This is a genomic window from Nosocomiicoccus ampullae (assembly GCF_001696685.1).
Classification (GTDB): Bacteria; Bacillota; Bacilli; order Staphylococcales; family Salinicoccaceae; genus Nosocomiicoccus; species Nosocomiicoccus ampullae_A.
On record NZ_MBFG01000012.1, the window covers coordinates 14,051 to 31,741 of the forward strand.

Sequence of the window (17,691 nt, forward strand, 5' to 3'; positions counted from 1 at the left end):
TGCGGGGGTCTTTTTATGCGAAGAGTCGGTGGAAGAGATTAGAGTGCGTTCGTTATGTAAAGATGGACGAGGTTTTAATTCTTATAAGAAATAAAAATAGACTGTCTGACCGATTTTATTAACAAAAAATAGTCGAATCTGTTAGATATATTGATTTAATTAACAAAATTTCGTGTTTTTCATCAATTTTTGTTATATAAAAAATTATATTTAACAAAATCGTGGTGCGCAGGGCAGAATTTGTTAATTATATCCGGATAACTAACAAAAACGGGATATTTATGTTAAATATATTTAGACGAAGTTGTGCTTTATCTCTTTAAGGATAAAAAAACACTACCCGCCCAATCTTATTCACAAAAAATAGTCGAATCTGTTAGATATATTGATTTAATTAACAGAATTACGCGTGTTTTATCAATTTTTGTTAGATAAAAAATTATATTTAACAAAATCGTGGTGCGCGGGGGAGAATTTGTTAAATATATCCGGATAACTAACAAAATCGGGATATTTATGTTAAATAAAATCCGAACAAATGCACTTATTGCCCTTTACAGATAAAAAGCACCCATCCACACCGGTTTCCACTTGCTTTTCAACCTACTAATCCTCTTTCACCTCAATTATTTTATTTTCTACGCTATGTTTTGTAAAATAATAGTAATACTGATGAACGGAGTCGACGATAATGCTTATCGCCATATTTATATTGTTTTTTGTGTCGCTGTTTTTCTCTGGAAGTGAAACGGCGCTTACTGCAGCGAACCAGTTGAGATTACAAAGTGAAGCGAACGCTGGTGACCTCCAATCAAAGAAATTACATAAATTAGTATCTAAACCAAGTGAGTTTATTACGACGATTTTAATTGGAAATAATATCGCGAACCTCGTGATGCCGGTACTTCTTACGACGATCGCAATCGAGTATGGCTATAACTTAACGGTACTGACGATTATTTTAACTGTGAGTATTATTTTATTTGCTGAAATTTTACCGAAGTCGATCGTAGCAGCGTTTCCTGAACAAGTCGGTAAAATGGTTATGCCGATTATTAATTTATTTATAATTATCTTTAAGCCGATTACAATCGTGCTGAATAAGATTACTGATCTCATTACAAATAAATTATCTAAAGGTGAAAAGGAATCTTGGACTGTCACTAAAGATGAGATTATGTCGATTGTTGATATCGCAGGTGGTGAAGGGGCGCTTGATAGAAAAGAGTCATTACGTCTTCGTGGTGTACTCGACTTTGATACGTTAAATGTTAAAGACGTCCTTCAAACGCCGCGTACAGAAATGCATGCGATTCAAATCGATTCGACATTTGAAGAAGTTAGAGATATCGTCATCGAAGGAATGTACACGAGATACCCAGTTTATGGTGAAGATACGGACGATATTATCGGGATTTTCCATACGAAGTATTTACTCAAGTGGTCACTCGATCCAAGCCGACCATTTGTCGATTTTTGTGATACAGATCCGTTACGAGTTAGAGAGTTTAATAATATTGAAGAAGTACTCCTTCTTATGACGAAACACCGTCGCCATATGGTTATCGTAATGGATGAATATGGTGGTACAGAAGGATTACTAACACACGAAGATATTATCGAAACACTTCTCGGTATTGAGATTAAAGACGAACTGGATACGACAGAGAGTGCGATCGTTCGTTATTTACGTGATGACGTTATCGTTTGTGATGGTAAAATCACGCTACACAGGCTAAACGGAATTTTCCAGTCAAATATTCCAGAAGAAGAAAACACGTTATCCGGTTACTTATATTATCTATTCGAAGATATTCCGGAGCGCTTTGATACGATAGAAGACGATGAAAACCGCTATGAAATTTTAGTTATGGAAGAAAACACGATTCGTCTCGTACGTATTACTAAACTCGAGGTTGAAGATGATGAAATCACGAGCTAACATATTCGCTGTTCTAACAGGGTTTTTCATCGCGCTTGGAAGATTTCTATGGGTGCAAAATAAAAATATCTTCACACGTAAAGTGACGCATCAATCATCAAAAATTCCGGCGTCATTTGATGGATTTAAAATCACACAAGTGTCAGATTATCACAACACGTATTTTGGACGAAATGGAAAACATTTACTTCAAGCAGTTAAAGAAACGAACCCGGATATCATTTTAGTCACAGGCGATTTAATCGACAGACGTACTACGAACGAAAAACGTGGGATTCAAATGCTCGCAAGCCTTATGGAGATTGCGCCGTGTTATTATGTAACAGGAAATCATGAGGCATTTTATAAAGACTTCGAAGGCATTTACAAAAAAATTTTAAATACAGGTGTCAATAACGCATCGACGAATAATTTTTTCATCTCGCGCGGCAATGACACGATAGAAATTACAGGAATTCACGATTTAAGAATTTTTGGAGATGAAGAAACCAACCCAAATATTTATAACAAATACGATGAGATGTTAGATGATCGTTTAAATCATGTTGGGGACTATTTCACAATTTTACTAGCGCATCGACCAGAACAGTTTTCGAGATATTCGAAATACCCGGTGGATCTAATATTTAGTGGCCACGCGCACGGCGGTCAAATAAGGCTTCCAATTGTAAAAGGGTTATATGCCCCAGACCAGGGTGTACTACCTAAATTCACTGAAGGTATTCATACAAAAAATAATTCAGCACTCATCATTAGCCGTGGCCTTGGGAATAGTCGCTTCCCGTGGCGCGTGTTTAATCGACCAGAAATTGTATCAGTAACGTTAAAAGCAAAATAATGGGCATCACTGAACTCTATTCAGTGATGCCTATTTTTTAGTCGAAAAATACCATATCGAGTTTATCTTCTTTCGTAATCACATCTGTTTCGAGTAAATACTGATTGAGTTTTTCAAAATCAACATCTGCACCGATGCCTGGTTTGTCACTTACTGTGACGACCCCATTTTCTGCAACGACTTCTGGCGAGATAATATCCATATCCCAGTATCTACATGAAGATGCTGTGTCACCAGGAAGTGTGAAGTTAGATAATGTTGTAATCGCGATATTTGTTAAACGACCAACACCCGCTTCTAACATTCCACCACACCATAGGGGGATATTGTTTGCTTTCGCGAGATCGTGGATTTTAATTGATTCTGCTAGTCCACCGACGCGTCCGACTTTAACGTTAATAATTTTACAGCTACCGAGCTCAATCGCAGCTTTTGCGTTTTCATAGCTATCGATTGATTCATCTAAACAGACAGGTGTCTCGATTTCTTTTTGAAGTTTTGCGTGATCTACGATATCTGAACTACCGAGTGGTTGTTCAATCATCATTAAGTTAAATTCATCGAGCGCTTTTAACGTTTCGACGTCATCTAACGTATATGCTGAGTTAGCGTCGACCATAAGTGGAATGTCTGGGAAATGTTTACGGATCAGACGAACGTATTCAACATCTCGACCAGGTTTAATTTTTACTTTAATTCGTTTATATCCTTCGTTAACTTTCTCCTCGATTTTCGGAAGAATTGCTTCATCTGTTTCTTCTAACCCTAGAGAAATACCAACTTCGACTTTTGTTTTCTCGCCGCCAAGCACTTTATATAACGGTTCACCGATTTGTTTTGCGTATAAATCCCATACTGCAGTTTCAACACCAGATTTTGCCATGTTATTACGTTTAAATGGCTTAAAAATCTCAGTGACTTCTTTAGGATGACTCAATTCGCTTTGGATGAGTAGTGGACCAAAGTATTTCTTAATTGCAACGACTGCACTATCCATAAATTCTTCAGAATATAATGGGTCCTCTCCAGCCACACATTCTCCAAAACCGCTTAAACCATTTTCGTCGATGACTTCAACGATTGTCACGAAGCGGTCAATTTGCGTTCCAAAACTTGTGGTAAATGGAGTTTTCATTTCCATTTTTAACTTGTGAAGTTTAATTGTTTCGATATTCATAACGCATCTCCTTTAATTTATCGTCTAACGACGACAAAACCTTTGTTAAAGTTATAGTGTATACGTTATCATTATATCAAATACACTATTGAAAAGAGGATAAAAATGACTGAACCTGAAATAATTCAAACTGAAATTAATAAAATTTTTAAACACATTCATGCGCATCCTGAACTAAGTTTACAAGAAGTTCAAACAACACAGTATATTTTTAATTATTTACAGAAAAGAGGATTTTCACCGGTTAAATTTGAAGATTTTCCGGGGCTATATTGCGACATTGGGGATTTTAGTGAGAGTAGCGTAAAAATCGGTGTTCGTGCGGATATCGATGCGTTATGGCAAGAAGTAAATGGTGTCGAGCAGGCGAATCATTCGTGCGGACACGATGCACATACTGCAATGGTGATCGGCGCGATGTTAATGCTAAAAGACAACATGCCTGAAAATAAAGGCGTGCGCTTTGTATTCCAACCAGCAGAAGAAATTGGACTCGGCGCACAAAAGATAAATAAAACAGGTATTATTAATGATTTAGATTACATGTTTGGAATTCACTTACGTCCGATTGAAGAAGCAAAATCAGGATATATTTCACCGAGTATTGAGCACGGTGCCACAGGTTCGATTGCATTTAAAATTATCGGTGAAGATGCGCACGGCGCACGACCACATTTAAACACGAACGCGATTGAAATTGGTTCAACAATCGTAGCGATGCTAGAAAACATCCATGTTAACCCAATGATTCCACACTCGATTAAAGTGACAAAATTCCATGCAGGTGGTCAGTCGTTAAATATTATCCCAGGTAGTGTGTCGATGGGTATTGATTTACGCGCGCAGACAAATAAAGTAATGGATAAAATAATCAATGAAGTGATGGACGTATTAAAAACAATTGAGACGTTATATGAAGTTGAGGTCGACATTGAAGAATCTCAAAAAATGGTCGCAAGCGAAAGCCATGAAGACGCGATTGACGTATTAAGAGAAGCGATTATAAGCGCTGTAGGAGAAGAGTACTTAATCGATCCGATTATTACGAGTGGAGGAGATGACTTCCATTTTTACACGGTAGGGAATCCTCACTTAAAAGGAGCGATGATTGGTCTAGGTTGTAATTTAACGCCAGGGCTTCACCACCCATATATGAAGTTTGAACATGATATGATGCCAGTAGGGGCACAAGTAATTTACGAAGCGATTATGAAAGTGTAAAGGAGAATTTCATGGATTTAACAGGTAAAACAGCAATAGTAACAGGTGGTAACGGAGGTATTGGCCTTGCAATCGCGAAGCGACTCGTTGAAGAAGGTGCGAACGTCACGATTACCGGCCGAAGTGAAGATAAACTACAATCTGCGTTAAAAGAATTAAATAGCGACCACGTACTCGCTCTAAAAACAGACGTTTCAAAATTTGATGAAGTAAAACAATTAGTCGATAAAACGAAAGAAAAATTCGGTGAAATCGATATTTATGTAAACAACGCAGGCCTTATGAAAAGTAGCCGAGTAACTGATGGTGACGTAAAGTCATGGGATAATATGATAGACACGAATATTAAAGGTATTCTATACGGTGTTCACCACGTCGTATCTGATATGAAAGAAAGAGGAAGCGGACATATTATTAATACGACGAGTGTATCTGCACACGAAGTGACAAAACAAAGTACTGTATACTCCGCGACGAAAATCGCAGCACTCACAATTGGGCAAGGGTTAGAAAAAGAACTCGCGCATACTGGAGTGAGAGTGACGAGCATTTCTCCAGGTATGGTCGACACAAGACTTGCTGAAAATGTAAAGTCTGACCGTAAAAAATTAGAAGCAAGAGATATTGCGAACGCAGTCATTTATGCACTCACTCAACCAGATTATGTGAACGTCAACGAAATCATCGTTAGACCAGTATAATAAATAAAGCACTCCTTACGGAGTGCTTTTAAATTTTAATTATTCACTTCTATCTGCCATAAGTTCAGCTGCATCGAGTGTTCTAATATCGATACCTTTCATAGCTGCACCTAAGTCTTTCGCAAGTTCACCGATGAGTTTGTAGTCTTTATAGTTTTCAGTTGCTTGTACGATTGCTGATGCAAATTTTTCAGGGTCTTCAGATTTAAAGATACCTGAACCGACGAATACACCGTCCGCACCAAGTTCCATCATAAGTGCTGCGTCTTGAGGTGTTGCAACACCACCTGCTGCGAAGTTTAATACAGGTAAACGTCCGTATTCACGAATTGCACGTAATACGTCGATCGGTGCACCAAGTTCTTTACTAGCTGTCATTAATTCCGCTTCGTCTAAGTTTAAAATGTGCTCGACTTCTTTGTTCACTTGTCTCATATGTCTCACTGCTTCAACGATGTTACCAGTTCCTGGTTCACCTTTCGTACGTAGCATCGTAGCACCTTCACCAAGGCGACGTGCAGCTTCGCCTAAGTTTCTACATCCACAAACGAATGGTGTGTCGTATGTCCATTTGTCTAAGTGGTATTCTTCATCTGCAGGAGTTAATACTTCAGACTCATCGATATAGTCGACGTTTAACGCTTCTAACGTACGTGCTTCAGAGATATGTCCGATACGACCTTTCGCCATAACCGGGATAGATACTGCGTTTTGCACTTCTTCGATAATTGAAGGGTTTGCCATACGTGCAACGCCACCCATTTTACGAATGTCGCTTGGTACAGCTTCTAACGCCATTACAGCAACCGCACCAGCTTTTTCAGCGATCTTTGCTTGTTCAGCGTTAATGACGTCCATGATGACGCCACCTTTCATCTTCTGACTTAATTCTGATTCTAAATGTACATATGATTTACTCACTGTCATCCACCTTTTCTTTATTGATTAATTTCAGTGTAATTGATAATCTGATACTTAGAAATACTCAAATCTATAATTAATTTAGGGGTCAGTTATGACATTATATTTAGAATTGTACGAGTCACTAAAGTCACAAATTATATCTGGTGATTATGAAACGGACGATAAACTACCGTCAAAGCGCCAGTTAGAAAAGCATTTAAACGTGTCGCAAACGACAATCGAACGGGCGTATGAATTACTGTTAGACGAAGGGTTTATATACTCAAAACCGAGAAGCGGATATTATGTCAGTAAGCTAGAAGTACTGCCAGTCGTCAGAAAAACACAAATAGAATCAGATGAAAAAACGATAGAACAAGACTATACATATTCGTTTGAAACGGCTCAAGTAGACTTAGAGCACTTTCCGTTTGATACGTTTCGTAAATTGTCCCGACAAGTGTTTGACGCGCCATATGAACATTTGTTAAATGAAGATTATAACGAAGGGTTATATGAGTTGCGTCAACAAATTGCGAAATACCTGTTTAATAGTCGCGGTGTATCGGCATCTCACGATCAAATTATTATCGGGTCGTCGACAAATCAGTTGATGGAATACGTCGTAAGGTTATTAAACAACCATACGTTTATGATCGAATCACCGAGTTATCCACCAGCAAAAATGGTATTAGAAAAGCATAGAATTGACTACATGACACTGCCATTAGAATCAGACGGTATTAACATCGATGACGTTAAAAATAGTCATAGAGATGTGATTTTCATCACGCCAAGTCATCACTTTCCGACCGGTTCAGTGATGACGATTGAAAAGCGCACGCAACTATTAAAATGGGCATATGAAAAAGAAAATCGATATATTATCGAGGATGATTATGATTCAGAATTTCGTTATTTTAAAAAGCCATTACCTGCACTTCAAAGTTTAGATACGGAGTCACGCGTTATTTATATCAGTACGTTTTCTAAAGCATTATTTCCGATGCTTCGTATGGCGTATATGGTACTACCTAAACATTTAGTCGAAGATTTTCATCGGTTAAAATATAAAGAGTCGAATACAGTGCCGATTCATACGCAGCAAATCGTTGCGCTCTTTTTACGGAGTGGCCATTTCGACCGTCATTTAAATAAAATGCGTAATATTTATGAAAAGAAAATTACGTACATTATGAAGCGTCTAAAACCATATGAGACTGAGTTAACTGTAAGTGGTGAACAAGCGGGCATGCATTTTGTGTTAACAGTAACGAACGGCCGAACGTTAGATGATTGCTTAAAACGTGCGAAGACACGCGATTTAAAAATTGAGCCGATGAAAACATACGATAAAAATCATACAGATGTATCGTTTGTGATTGGCTTTGGTAGTATCCCTTTCAGTCAACTTGAAAGTCATATGGACGTGTTAATTGACGCGTTAACGGGTTAGATTTACTTTTTGTTAGTTTATCTTTAAAAGTCATGTTATTATCGAAATAGAGAGTGTATCGGAGGAATTACAAAATGAGATTAACACGTTTTATCGGTTTAGGTTTAAGTTCACTATTAGTACTCAGCGCATGTTCGAATGACGAAAAGGAAGAAAAAGAAGTTGTCGAAGAAGAAACGACAACAACTGCTGAGAACGAAGAGGTAACTGAAGAAGTTAAAATAAATGACGAGACTTTACAAAAAGTCGTCGACAAATCGAGTGAGATCGATTCGTATCATACATCGCTAGAGGTTGATGCAGAATTAGACGGTGAAGTTGAAGAGGCAATGAACGTCGATGTCGAATATGTGGATGGGAATCCGCCGGAAATTGCGTTAAAGTCTTCTGACGTTTTAAGAACGATCTCTAAAGATGGTCGTACGTACTTTAATAACGATGAAGAGTGGGTAGAAATTACAGATTCTATCGACGAAGGTTCGTTATTTAGAGTGACGTATCAAAAGCTAGTGAATACGTTAATGACCGTTAAAGACGAACTAGAAAAAGAAGAAGTCGACGGAAATTATGTATATAAATTTAAAGGTCAAAATCAAAATATATATCATGCGATAGAAAAACTGTTACACATGAACTTAGGAGAAGTCGATGTATCGAATCACGATATCGAATTAGAGTTTGTTGTCGACGAAGAGTATTTCATTCGTTCAATGATTTTTAATATTGCGATTCAAGATGAAGAAGGTACTGTAAACCTTAAAGGTGAAAGCACATTCGATTCGTTTAATGAAATCGATGGAATCGAAGTGCCAGAAGAAATAGAGTAAAAGACTAGCCGGGCTAGTCTTTTTTAGTCTTCAATATTTTGTAAATATAATTCGATGAAGTCTCTATTTTCTTCAAGGGTAGGTGGTAGAGATAACTTCTCGCCAAGTGTTTCAATCGGTTCGTCGACAGTAAATCCGTTCGTATGAACCGCAAGTTCAACGACAATATTTCCTGGTACGTTAATATAGAGAGATGTAAAGTAGTGACGGTCGACAATGCCGGAATTAACATAATGTTCGTCGTTTAAAAGATTTTCTAACTCTTTTAACTCATCGAGGCTATCGACGTTTACCGCTAAGTGATGCACACTCCCGTAACCTTGTTGCTCCATCATCGGTGATCGGTTTTCTTTAACGTAAATGCGGTCATCACCGATTTTAATGACAGTATCATCTTGATTTTTAAAGTCTTCATCAACTATTCCCCCGAGTAGCTTTAACGTTTCAGTAAATGCTACTTGATACTGCACAGTAACTTCCACACCGTGTATACTCGTAATACGATATTTTTCAACGATTTCACCGTTGTTACCAAAAGGTACTACGTCTTCTTCAACAGGATCCACTATTAACATCATACGTTGGTTTTCAACGTCGTAAAATTTAAGTGCATCTTTACCACTATATTTAGAAATCCCTTCATGACGGATGTTAAAAGAATTGAAGCGGTCTTCAAAAAATTGTAACGCTTCGATTGATTGGACTCTAAAAATAGTCATCGTGATTGCATTTGTCCCATAGCGAACTGGTTGAGAATTTTTAATCTCGAAAAAAGTCATGTCCGTACCGATAGATCCTATTTTGTCTGCATAAAATAAGTGATACATTGATGTATCATCTTGATTGACTGTTTTTTTCACACGACGTAGTCCTAAAATTTTTGTAAAGAAATGGTTGTTGTACTGAATGTCTTTGGTGATTGCAGATACGTGGTGCATTTGATTGATCATATTCATCATCCTTTGGAATTCTTTAAAATAATTATAAGTCATTTATTATGAGTGTTTAGCTTTTTTGTCTTATCATAATAGTATTGGGAGTGAAAATATGAAACACTTATTTATTAAAGGGAAAAACAATTCAGAGGAAACATTAATTCTCCTTCACGGTACCGGTGGACGCGAGACAGATTTGCTCGACATCGCAGCAACGGTAAATAGTTCAGCAAATATTTTAGCATTTCGTGGAGACGTACTTGAAGGTCAACAACTTCGTTACTTTAAACGAATTCATCCTAAAAAATATGATGAAGACAGTTTAAAAAATGAAGGTCAAAAGTTATACGATGAAATTAAAAAATTATTTGAATTATATGACTTAGACTTAAATAAAGGATTTATTATCGGATATTCTAATGGCTCAAATATTGCCAGCCACGTATTATTAAACTATCCGTTACCGATATTTGGTGCATTTTTAATGCATCCAGCTTACTATTCAGAACAAATGCGAGACATAGATTTAAGCCATTTAAATGTGTTAATTACAGCTGGAGCAAGAGACTTTAAGACGTCAGCTGGTGATGCGTTTAAAGTAAAGCAATTATTTGAAGAACGAAATGCAAACGTACAAATTGAACTCACCGATGGTGGTCATGAAATACATTCGGACGAACTGATGCAAGGTCATGTATTTTATATTCAAAAAAGAAGCGCATTATAAGTAATGCGCTTCGAAATATTGTGCGAGACCTTCTTCTTCATTCGTAAATTCTGTTTTGTCATCGCTAAGGTCTTTTAACTCTTCAATCGCATGTTTCATTGCGACAGATTTCCCTGCGACTTTAAACATTGGGATATCGTTCATACTATCTCCGAATACATGAATGTCCGATAAATTTATATTAAAGTGTTCAGCAAGTACAGTGAGACCTGTACCTTTATCTACACCAGGAACCATAATTTCAGAGTTATGCACCGCTGTTTGATAGAGTGCATATTTTGTATTGTTGTCTGAATTTTGATCGAGTGTATTATAAAACTTCTTGATTTTATCTTTATAATTACTAAAGAAATATAGTTTAATAACGTCTGTTAAATCGATCGTATCTACCCACTGATTACTGTCTGTAATACTTCGGCTTGCACCGATTGTTTCGTACGCGAGTACATCTTCTTCTGGTGGATGAAGTAAGTCTTCTAACGCGTATTCTTTATCTTGTAAAAATGTAAATGGACCGTCATTTGTCGTATTCACTTCGTAGTAAACTTTTTGTTCTCTTGCGATAGAAATGACTTCTTCAATCGTTTCTTTTTTAAATGTCGAACTTCTTAGCACTTGACCTTGAGCAACAACAACAACGCCACTTGCTGCGACGTATCCGTCGACCGGTAAATCTTTTGGTAACTTTGAGGATAATGATTTCATTGAACGGCCGGTTGCAATAAAAATGAGTATACCTTTTTCGTGCATGTTGTGAATGGCTTGTTCTAATCTTTTGCTAAATTTACCGTCATTCGTTAGAGCGGTACCGTCTAAATCGATTGCGACTGCCTTCATATTGAAAGCCTCCTATTATTTTAATTCGATGTTTAATTTGTCTAACACATATTGCGGCACGAAGAAACGTGCAGTTTTTAACGGGTCTACAACTTGGTTGATTTCTGTTTGACCGACTAAACTCATTAACATCGTTAGTTCTGGTAGTGTTAATGTCGTTCTTGGCTCTAAAACATTTTGAATCATCACCTGTACGGACTGGTCAACAGCCTCGTCTAAACTTTCGTGAGACACAAATTGATAAATACCTTCATCGTTTACTAAAATTGGATGTTCAGTTTGAACGTTCTCCGCTTTTTCTAAAGTCACTGTAACAGATCCTTCAACTTCTAAACCACTTACAGAAACTTCACCGTCACCCATGGCACCGTGTAAGTCACCTAATCCAAATAATGCACCATCGTGATAGACAGGTAAGTAAAGCGTTGCGCCTGTAGTAACTTTCACAGAGTCCATGTTACCGCCATGGGTATCTGGTGTACCGTTGTTAATTGCTTCATCTTTCGGTGCGACACCGATCACTCCAACCATTTTGTTAATTGGAATTTCAATATCGTTAAAGAGGACAGTATCATCTTTAATGTCGAGCACTTTAATCGTCGGTTCGTGTAAATATTTACCCATCACACCAGCATCAGGTACTGTTACCATGACACCTTTATTACCTATTTCAATATCCTGAATCGTAACTTTTAAAACGTCCCCAGCTTGAATCCCATTAACGTAAATAGGCCCAGTTGCCGGGTTCATTTTATCCCAATCGAGTGCGTCAAATGCGTAATCTTCATCTTGAATTTGATTCGTAAAACAGTCGAGTGTGTCAATTTTAACAGTATCACCAACATCTACAGTTAACTTCGGTTCGTTATCTTTAGACATGTGATAAAAATAATGTTCGTTAGAAAGATGTTTCATCTAAAAATCCTCCTTAAATAATCAGTAATCAACTTCATTGTTACAAATAAACGAGAGCTTGTCTATTTAACTGATAAACAGACAAAGTGAGTGTAGGAAGTATAAATGTTACTATAGAAGTAGCATTAAAAAGGATGGGATACGATGAATTTAGAAATAAGAAAACCGAAAATTGAAGACGCAGAGTCAATCATTGAACATAAAATAAAAGTAACAAAAGAAAATCCAGACACACTCGCAACAGCGATAGAAAATCAGGAACCAGACTTAGAAGATCAAATAAACAAAATAAAAAACATCGGTGAAAACGACTTAAAACTCGTCGCATTAGATGGCGATACAGTCATTGGAATCATCAACATGTTCCACGATCAGCGCCATAAATTCCGTCACATCGCACAATTTGGAATTAGTGTTCAACATAAATATGCAGGACACGGTATCGGAAGAAAACTCATTCAAGAAGTCGTCGATTTCGCGACAGAAAATGAAAATATCGAAAAACTAATCCTCACAGTATTTGGAAACAACGACGGCGCGATCAAACTATACGAACGATTCGGATTCGAAAGTGAAGCAACACTAAAAGATCAAGTCAAACTAAACGACGACAGCTACACAGACCTCATCTACATGTCCAAATGGGTGAAGTAGAGAGATTAATTGCTAAAAAGTATATACATGTATATACTTAATTTAGGAGATGATTTTTATGAGTAACATAAAAACCAAAACAAAATTAGTGCAATGGGGAAACTCAAAGGCTACGCGACTGCCTAAAGAAGTGATTGATACACTGAATATCCAAGTAAATCAGAGTATTCTAGTAGAGGTAATTGATAATTCAATAGTTATGACTCCAGTTAATGAGGCTCCTAATTCTATCCATGATTTATTTAAAGATTGGAAAGATGATGGGATCAGGTCCGAGGAGCTAGATTGGGGAGAATCAAAAGGAGCTGAATTAAACTGGTAAATAATATAACACAGGGCGACATAGTGTATGTAAATTTTAATCCTAGTAAAGGACATGAGCAAAAATTTCATCGTCCAGCTCTAGTTATTAGTCATGATAAAGTTAGGGATATGAGTGGGATATCTATAGTAGTTCCAATTTCAAATACAAAACGTGAATACCCTTTATATCATGAATTAAAGACCACTAAGAAAATAACAGGAAAAGCTCTATTAGATCAAAGCCGAGCACTCGATCTAAAATCAAGAGGTCTCACACAGTCAAAAGTAGTCGAGAGAGTTTCAAAGAGAGAACTAAAAGAGCTTATAGAAACTTATAAATTAATCTTTACCGTTGATTGATTTACCTTTCAGGAGTTTTCTAACAATTTCGAAAAAGTGTTGTAAAATAGCTCTATGTGGTATACGATTGTTTTAATTGAATATTAAATATCCAGAGAACTCGAGGGATTTGGCCCAGTGACAGTTCAGCAGCGGGCTTTTTAAGTACTGTGCTAATTCCAACGAGCAGATGCTTGACAGATATCATTACAAACCATTTGCTTATTTTAGTAAATGGTTTTTTATTTTGAGGAGGAGTTTCCATGAGTCATATTGAATTGAAGGGCGTTAGTAAGACTTACGATGTGAAAGGTAAGACTGTTGAAGCGGTTAAAACGACGGATTTATCGATTCGCTCAGGTGAGATTTTTGGACTAATCGGCTTTAGTGGCGCAGGTAAAAGTACGCTGTTACGTCTTATTAACTTACTTGAAGTGCCGACAACGGGTGACGTCATTGTCGGTGACGATAATTTAACAAAACTTTCTAAAGATAAACTACGTGTTAAACGTCAAAAGATCGGAATGGTGTTTCAGCATTTTAATTTAATTAACAGTAAAACAGTTGCTGAGAACATTAAATTTGTTTTAAAAGCAGCGAAATATCCGAAAGAAAGAATGGACGCACGAGTGGATGAGTTGTTAACACTCGTCGGACTTTCAGATAAAAGAGATGCGTTACCTAAAAATTTAAGTGGGGGACAAAAACAGCGTGTCGGTATTGCACGTGCACTTGCAAATGATCCAGAAGTTTTACTATGTGACGAAGCGACGAGTGCGTTAGACCCTGAGATTACAAAAGAAATTTTAAAGTTATTAAAAGAGATTAATAAAACACTCGGTCTCACGATTGTTTTAATTACGCATGAAATGGAAGTCATAAAAGAAATTGCACATCGCGTTGGAGTCATGTCTAACGGAGAAATCATTGAAGTAGACGATGTTTATAACATATTTAGTAATCCGACACATGAAGTGACGAAAGGTTTCGTTCAAGAAATTTATAACTTCCAAGTGCCACCACATATTAAGACAACAAACGAAAACCGAATCATTACGTTAAAATTCGCAAAAGATACAGCAGAAGAAAACCATTTAAATCAGCTGTATAAACTATTTGATTTAAACATTAGTATTTTAAACGGTCGCATCGAATATATTAACGGCGATCCACTCGGTTTACTTATGTTACAAGTGAGTGGTGACGAAGCGGAAATCGGAAGATTTTTTAAACATATCGATGACAGAATCGGATTAGAGAGGGCTGAGATTTATGGATAAGTTAGATATTATACTACCGCTACTGTACCGCTCATTTTTAGAGACGGTATTAATGGTGTCTATTTCAATTTTCTTTGCGGTATTAATCGGTTTACCACTTGGAATTTTACTTTTCATAACGAGCGAACGTCAGTTATTTAAAGTGAAGTCGCTAAACGTCATACTCGGGTTTATTGTAAACGTGATTCGTAGTTTTCCGTTTATCATTTTAATCGTTGCGATTATGCCGTTTGCTACGTGGTTAGTAAATGCGTCACACGGACCAGTATTTGCGTCAGTTGCGTTAAGTATCGCAGCGATTCCATTATTTGCAAGACTCGCAGAGTCGAGTTTTCATAGTATCGATAAAGGTGTCATTGAAGCGTGTATCGCTGGAGGCGCACCGTTATCACAGATTATTTTTGACGTGTTAATACCAGAATCAAAACGAAGTTTAACTCAAGCGATAACGTTAACGATTATTTCAATCATTGCATTTAGTGCGACAGCTGGAGTTGTCGGTGGTGGAGGTATAGGTGACCTCGCAATCCGCTACGGATATTACAGATACGATACGTTCGTCATGTTAATCACTGTCGTATTATTAATCGTTATCGTACAACTCGTTCAATGGATTGGTGACTTTTTAAGTCAGAGAGAGGGGTAAAACTATGCGTGGAATTATTACATTTTTATCAGGATGTTTAGTCGTCATCGGTATTTCATCTTATTTATTGAGCGACAAACAAGGTGAAGTCATTACGATCGGTGCGACGAGTGGACCATTTACAGATATGGTCGAAAAAGCGATACGACCTGAATTAGAAGAGATGGGGTATACGGTGAAAGTCGTTGAATACTCTGACTGGATTCAACCGAATACAGCACTCGCAAATGGCGATATAGATGCAAACCTGTTTCAAAATATTACGTTTATGAATAATTATAATGAGAAAAACGATAAGAATTTAATTGATTTAATACAAGTGCCAACTGCACCGATGGGATTATATTCTGGTAAATATAAGTCGTTAGACGATATAGAAAACGGTAGTGAAGTTGCGTTACCACCAGACCCAGTAAATATGAGTCGTGCATTTATGGTGTTAGAAGATTCGGGGTTAATCGAACTAAAAGAGGGTTATGATATGTTTGATATCACAGAAAATGATATTATAAGTAATAAGATGAACCTCAAGTTTGTTTATCAAGATGCGGGGCAACTTCCGAGAAGTGTGGATCAAATTGGTTTATCACTCGTACCAGGGAACTTTGCTTTAGCGAGTAACATGAAGTTAGAAGATGCACTTATATTAGAAAATATGTCAGAATACTTTAGAAATAGAATCGTCGTTAACGATGACCTTGCATCAGATAAGATTCGTGAAGATTTAATAAAAGCCGTACAATCGGAAGGATTCAACAAAGTAATCGACGAGGAGTTCAAAGGTTTTGACAAACCGGAGGATGATTAACAAATGGCAAACAAACGTTTAATGCAGTTAGAAGGAGACTTCTTTATGTCTCTACGTAAGCGTCTAGAAAAGATTAAACTGGGCGACAAACCATTACTCAATATGTCAATCGGTGTACCGGATGGTCGTACGCCAGATCACGTACTAGAAAACGTGAAGGAAACGATAGACGACATTCAAAACCACAAATACGCAGGTGTTAACGTTCGCGAAAACTTAATGCAAGCTGTTAAAGACTTTTATAAAAGACATTACGATGTCGAGTTAGAAGATGAAAACATCGCACTATTATACGGTTCAAAAAATGCAATCATTAACTTCCCAAGTCTCTTTATCGAGCCAGGAGAAGGGGTATACGTGCCAAATCCTGGATATATCGATTATGTACCAGGAGTAAAACTAGCGAATGGTGAAGTATATGATTTACCGTTACTAAAAGAAAATGATTTCTTACCGGACTTTGATAATTTAGATGAAAAAGAATTAGACAACGCACGTTTAATCATTTTAAACTATCCATCAAACCCAGTCGGTGCAGTTGCGACAAAAGAGTTTTTCGATGAAACAGTCGAAAGATTTAAAGATACGGACATTATGCTGATCAACGATTTCGCGTATGCTGCATTCGGATTTGAAGGAAAGCCACCGAGCATTCTTGAAAGTGACAAAAACTTTGAAACGTCGATGGAATTTTTCTCATTATCAAAAGCGTTTAACATGTCTGGATTCCGAGTAGGATTTGCGGTCGGTAACAAAGATATGGTCGGCGCGCTGAATTTATATCAGTCGTTTGCACATGCAGGAATGTGGGGTGTTCAACAAGAAGCTGCTGCAACGGCGTTAAACGAATCCGATGAATTCTTATTAAAACAAAACGAAATATTTAAACGTCGCCGTGACAAATTCGTGTCAGGACTTCGTGAAGTCGGTATCCCGTTAAATGATATTAACGGTGGTATGTTTGGATGGGTCGAAGTACCAAAAGGCTTTAATAGTGAGTCGTTCTTTGAATATCTATTAGAAGAACAGTCGATTATGGTCATTCCAGGATTCCCGTTCGGATCACTTGGTGAAAACCGAATTCGTGTATCACTCGCAATTGCAGATGAAGAGTTAGATGAAGTCGTCGAGCGATTCCAATCAATCAGTCATTTATGGAAAGAGTAGAAATGTAACGAATTA

Annotated in this window: 19 protein-coding genes and 1 riboswitch; of the genes, 14 read left to right on the plus strand and 5 right to left on the minus strand. The window is 37.2% G+C overall.

Annotated features, from left to right (window positions below; all coding sequences use genetic code 11):
- Positions 1 to 691 precede the first annotated feature (691 nt).
- Together BBS29_RS06040 and BBS29_RS06045 are read left to right on the plus strand one after the other, a co-directional pair.
- Complete coding sequence (locus BBS29_RS06040; protein ID WP_068130148.1) at positions 692 to 1,942, plus strand: hemolysin family protein; 1,251 nt, start codon at positions 692 to 694, stop codon at positions 1,940 to 1,942.
- Positions 1,923 to 2,780, plus strand: coding sequence for a metallophosphoesterase (locus tag BBS29_RS06045; protein WP_246827421.1), 858 nt, complete (start codon positions 1,923 to 1,925; stop codon positions 2,778 to 2,780). Before BBS29_RS06040 ends, BBS29_RS06045 begins: the two co-directional genes overlap by 20 nt.
- A gap of 37 nt (positions 2,781 to 2,817) precedes the next feature.
- On the opposite strand, the gene menC is transcribed toward BBS29_RS06045, so the two are convergent.
- Positions 2,818 to 3,957 carry an o-succinylbenzoate synthase gene (gene menC, locus BBS29_RS06050; protein WP_068130154.1) on the minus strand — a complete coding sequence of 380 codons (1,140 nt, stop codon included), beginning with the start codon at positions 3,955 to 3,957 and terminating at the stop codon, positions 2,818 to 2,820.
- A 105-nt stretch (positions 3,958 to 4,062) separates the two neighbouring features.
- Here menC and BBS29_RS06055 point away from each other — a divergent pair, with 105 nt between their 5' ends.
- Together BBS29_RS06055 and BBS29_RS06060 are read left to right on the plus strand one after the other, a co-directional pair.
- Complete coding sequence (locus tag BBS29_RS06055; protein WP_068130157.1) at positions 4,063 to 5,178, plus strand: amidohydrolase; 1,116 nt, start codon at positions 4,063 to 4,065, stop codon at positions 5,176 to 5,178.
- Positions 5,179 to 5,189: 11 nt separating this feature from the next.
- Positions 5,190 to 5,879, plus strand: coding sequence for an SDR family oxidoreductase (locus BBS29_RS06060; RefSeq protein WP_068130161.1), 690 nt, complete (start codon positions 5,190 to 5,192; stop codon positions 5,877 to 5,879).
- A gap of 39 nt (positions 5,880 to 5,918) precedes the next feature.
- On the opposite strand, the gene pdxS is transcribed toward BBS29_RS06060, so the two are convergent.
- Positions 5,919 to 6,800 carry a pyridoxal 5'-phosphate synthase lyase subunit PdxS gene (gene pdxS / locus BBS29_RS06065; protein WP_371327383.1) on the minus strand — a complete coding sequence of 294 codons (882 nt, stop codon included), beginning with the start codon at positions 6,798 to 6,800 and terminating at the stop codon, positions 5,919 to 5,921.
- A 94-nt stretch (positions 6,801 to 6,894) separates the two neighbouring features.
- Here pdxS and pdxR point away from each other — a divergent pair, with 94 nt between their 5' ends.
- Both pdxR and BBS29_RS06075 read left to right on the plus strand, forming a co-directional pair.
- The gene (pdxR, locus tag BBS29_RS06070; RefSeq protein ID WP_068130166.1) at positions 6,895 to 8,238 is read left to right on the plus strand and encodes a MocR-like pyridoxine biosynthesis transcription factor PdxR; all 1,344 of its coding nucleotides are present in this window, start codon (positions 6,895 to 6,897) and stop codon (positions 8,236 to 8,238) included.
- Positions 8,239 to 8,312: 74 nt separating this feature from the next.
- Positions 8,313 to 9,065 carry a DUF6612 family protein gene (locus BBS29_RS06075; protein WP_068130169.1) on the plus strand — a complete coding sequence of 251 codons (753 nt, stop codon included), beginning with the start codon at positions 8,313 to 8,315 and terminating at the stop codon, positions 9,063 to 9,065.
- Positions 9,066 to 9,088: 23 nt separating this feature from the next.
- Here the strand turns inward: BBS29_RS06075 and BBS29_RS06080 are convergent, their stop codons facing one another.
- Positions 9,089 to 10,015 carry a VOC family protein gene (locus tag BBS29_RS06080; RefSeq protein ID WP_084778889.1) on the minus strand — a complete coding sequence of 309 codons (927 nt, stop codon included), beginning with the start codon at positions 10,013 to 10,015 and terminating at the stop codon, positions 9,089 to 9,091.
- 97 nt (positions 10,016 to 10,112) lie between these two features.
- On the opposite strand from BBS29_RS06080, the gene BBS29_RS06085 reads away from it, so the two are divergent.
- The gene (locus BBS29_RS06085) at positions 10,113 to 10,727 is read left to right on the plus strand and encodes an alpha/beta hydrolase (protein WP_068130174.1); all 615 of its coding nucleotides are present in this window, start codon (positions 10,113 to 10,115) and stop codon (positions 10,725 to 10,727) included.
- On the opposite strand, the gene BBS29_RS06090 is transcribed toward BBS29_RS06085, so the two are convergent.
- Together BBS29_RS06090 and BBS29_RS06095 are read right to left on the minus strand one after the other, a co-directional pair.
- Positions 10,722 to 11,564: a Cof-type HAD-IIB family hydrolase gene (locus BBS29_RS06090; RefSeq protein ID WP_068130177.1), complete on the minus strand. Its 843-nt coding sequence runs from the start codon at positions 11,562 to 11,564 to the stop codon at positions 10,722 to 10,724. The genes BBS29_RS06085 and BBS29_RS06090 overlap by 6 nt on opposite strands.
- 15 nt (positions 11,565 to 11,579) lie before the next feature.
- Positions 11,580 to 12,479 carry an acetamidase/formamidase family protein gene (locus BBS29_RS06095; protein WP_068130180.1) on the minus strand — a complete coding sequence of 300 codons (900 nt, stop codon included), beginning with the start codon at positions 12,477 to 12,479 and terminating at the stop codon, positions 11,580 to 11,582.
- Positions 12,480 to 12,623: 144 nt separating this feature from the next.
- Between BBS29_RS06095 and BBS29_RS06100 the strand changes: the two genes are divergently transcribed.
- The 7 genes from BBS29_RS06100 to BBS29_RS06130 all read left to right on the plus strand — a co-directional run bounded on the left by BBS29_RS06100 (position 12,624) and on the right by BBS29_RS06130 (position 17,676).
- A complete protein-coding gene (locus BBS29_RS06100) occupies positions 12,624 to 13,133 on the plus strand; it encodes a GNAT family N-acetyltransferase (RefSeq protein ID WP_068130183.1) in 510 nt (169 codons plus the stop codon).
- 58 nt (positions 13,134 to 13,191) lie between these two features.
- A complete protein-coding gene (locus tag BBS29_RS06105) occupies positions 13,192 to 13,455 on the plus strand; it encodes an AbrB/MazE/SpoVT family DNA-binding domain-containing protein (RefSeq protein ID WP_068130186.1) in 264 nt (87 codons plus the stop codon).
- 23 nt (positions 13,456 to 13,478) lie between these two features.
- A complete protein-coding gene (locus BBS29_RS06110; protein ID WP_246828751.1) occupies positions 13,479 to 13,796 on the plus strand; it encodes a type II toxin-antitoxin system PemK/MazF family toxin in 318 nt (105 codons plus the stop codon).
- An 84-nt stretch (positions 13,797 to 13,880) separates the two neighbouring features.
- A riboswitch (SAM riboswitch) is annotated at positions 13,881 to 13,983 on the plus strand.
- Positions 13,984 to 14,038: 55 nt separating this feature from the next.
- Positions 14,039 to 15,055, plus strand: a complete 1,017-nt coding sequence (locus BBS29_RS06115; protein ID WP_068130192.1) for a methionine ABC transporter ATP-binding protein — start codon at positions 14,039 to 14,041, stop codon at positions 15,053 to 15,055.
- Complete coding sequence (locus tag BBS29_RS06120) at positions 15,048 to 15,701, plus strand: methionine ABC transporter permease (RefSeq protein WP_040928560.1); 654 nt, start codon at positions 15,048 to 15,050, stop codon at positions 15,699 to 15,701. The genes BBS29_RS06115 and BBS29_RS06120 overlap by 8 nt, the downstream gene beginning before the upstream one ends.
- A 4-nt stretch (positions 15,702 to 15,705) precedes the next feature.
- A complete protein-coding gene (locus tag BBS29_RS06125; RefSeq protein ID WP_068130197.1) occupies positions 15,706 to 16,509 on the plus strand; it encodes a MetQ/NlpA family ABC transporter substrate-binding protein in 804 nt (267 codons plus the stop codon).
- A gap of 3 nt (positions 16,510 to 16,512) precedes the next feature.
- Positions 16,513 to 17,676: an aminotransferase class I/II-fold pyridoxal phosphate-dependent enzyme gene (locus BBS29_RS06130; protein ID WP_068130200.1), complete on the plus strand. Its 1,164-nt coding sequence runs from the start codon at positions 16,513 to 16,515 to the stop codon at positions 17,674 to 17,676.
- Positions 17,677 to 17,691: the final 15 nt, after the last annotated feature.

What these genes read in the sequence shown, in the direction of transcription:
- BBS29_RS06085 (WP_068130174.1), top strand. Translation starts at nt 10,113, where the DNA reads ATGAAACACTTATTTATTAAAGGGAAAAACAATTCAGAGGAAACATTA.
- BBS29_RS06115 (WP_068130192.1), top strand. Translation starts at nt 14,039, where the DNA reads ATGAGTCATATTGAATTGAAGGGCGTTAGTAAGACTTACGATGTGAAA.
- BBS29_RS06100 (WP_068130183.1), top strand. Translation starts at nt 12,624, where the DNA reads ATGAATTTAGAAATAAGAAAACCGAAAATTGAAGACGCAGAGTCAATC.
- BBS29_RS06105 (WP_068130186.1), top strand. Translation starts at nt 13,192, where the DNA reads ATGAGTAACATAAAAACCAAAACAAAATTAGTGCAATGGGGAAACTCA.
- BBS29_RS06080 (WP_084778889.1), bottom strand. Translation starts at nt 10,015, where the DNA reads ATGATCAATCAAATGCACCACGTATCTGCAATCACCAAAGACATTCAG.
- BBS29_RS06095 (WP_068130180.1), bottom strand. Translation starts at nt 12,479, where the DNA reads ATGAAACATCTTTCTAACGAACATTATTTTTATCACATGTCTAAAGAT.
- BBS29_RS06075 (WP_068130169.1), top strand. Translation starts at nt 8,313, where the DNA reads ATGAGATTAACACGTTTTATCGGTTTAGGTTTAAGTTCACTATTAGTA.
- BBS29_RS06125 (WP_068130197.1), top strand. Translation starts at nt 15,706, where the DNA reads ATGCGTGGAATTATTACATTTTTATCAGGATGTTTAGTCGTCATCGGT.
- BBS29_RS06055 (WP_068130157.1), top strand. Translation starts at nt 4,063, where the DNA reads ATGACTGAACCTGAAATAATTCAAACTGAAATTAATAAAATTTTTAAA.
- BBS29_RS06045 (WP_246827421.1), top strand. Translation starts at nt 1,923, where the DNA reads ATGATGAAATCACGAGCTAACATATTCGCTGTTCTAACAGGGTTTTTC.
- menC (WP_068130154.1), bottom strand. Translation starts at nt 3,957, where the DNA reads ATGAATATCGAAACAATTAAACTTCACAAGTTAAAAATGGAAATGAAA.
- BBS29_RS06040 (WP_068130148.1), top strand. Translation starts at nt 692, where the DNA reads ATGCTTATCGCCATATTTATATTGTTTTTTGTGTCGCTGTTTTTCTCT.
- BBS29_RS06060 (WP_068130161.1), top strand. Translation starts at nt 5,190, where the DNA reads ATGGATTTAACAGGTAAAACAGCAATAGTAACAGGTGGTAACGGAGGT.
- BBS29_RS06130 (WP_068130200.1), top strand. Translation starts at nt 16,513, where the DNA reads ATGGCAAACAAACGTTTAATGCAGTTAGAAGGAGACTTCTTTATGTCT.
- pdxR (WP_068130166.1), top strand. Translation starts at nt 6,895, where the DNA reads ATGACATTATATTTAGAATTGTACGAGTCACTAAAGTCACAAATTATA.
- BBS29_RS06090 (WP_068130177.1), bottom strand. Translation starts at nt 11,564, where the DNA reads ATGAAGGCAGTCGCAATCGATTTAGACGGTACCGCTCTAACGAATGAC.
- BBS29_RS06120 (WP_040928560.1), top strand. Translation starts at nt 15,048, where the DNA reads ATGGATAAGTTAGATATTATACTACCGCTACTGTACCGCTCATTTTTA.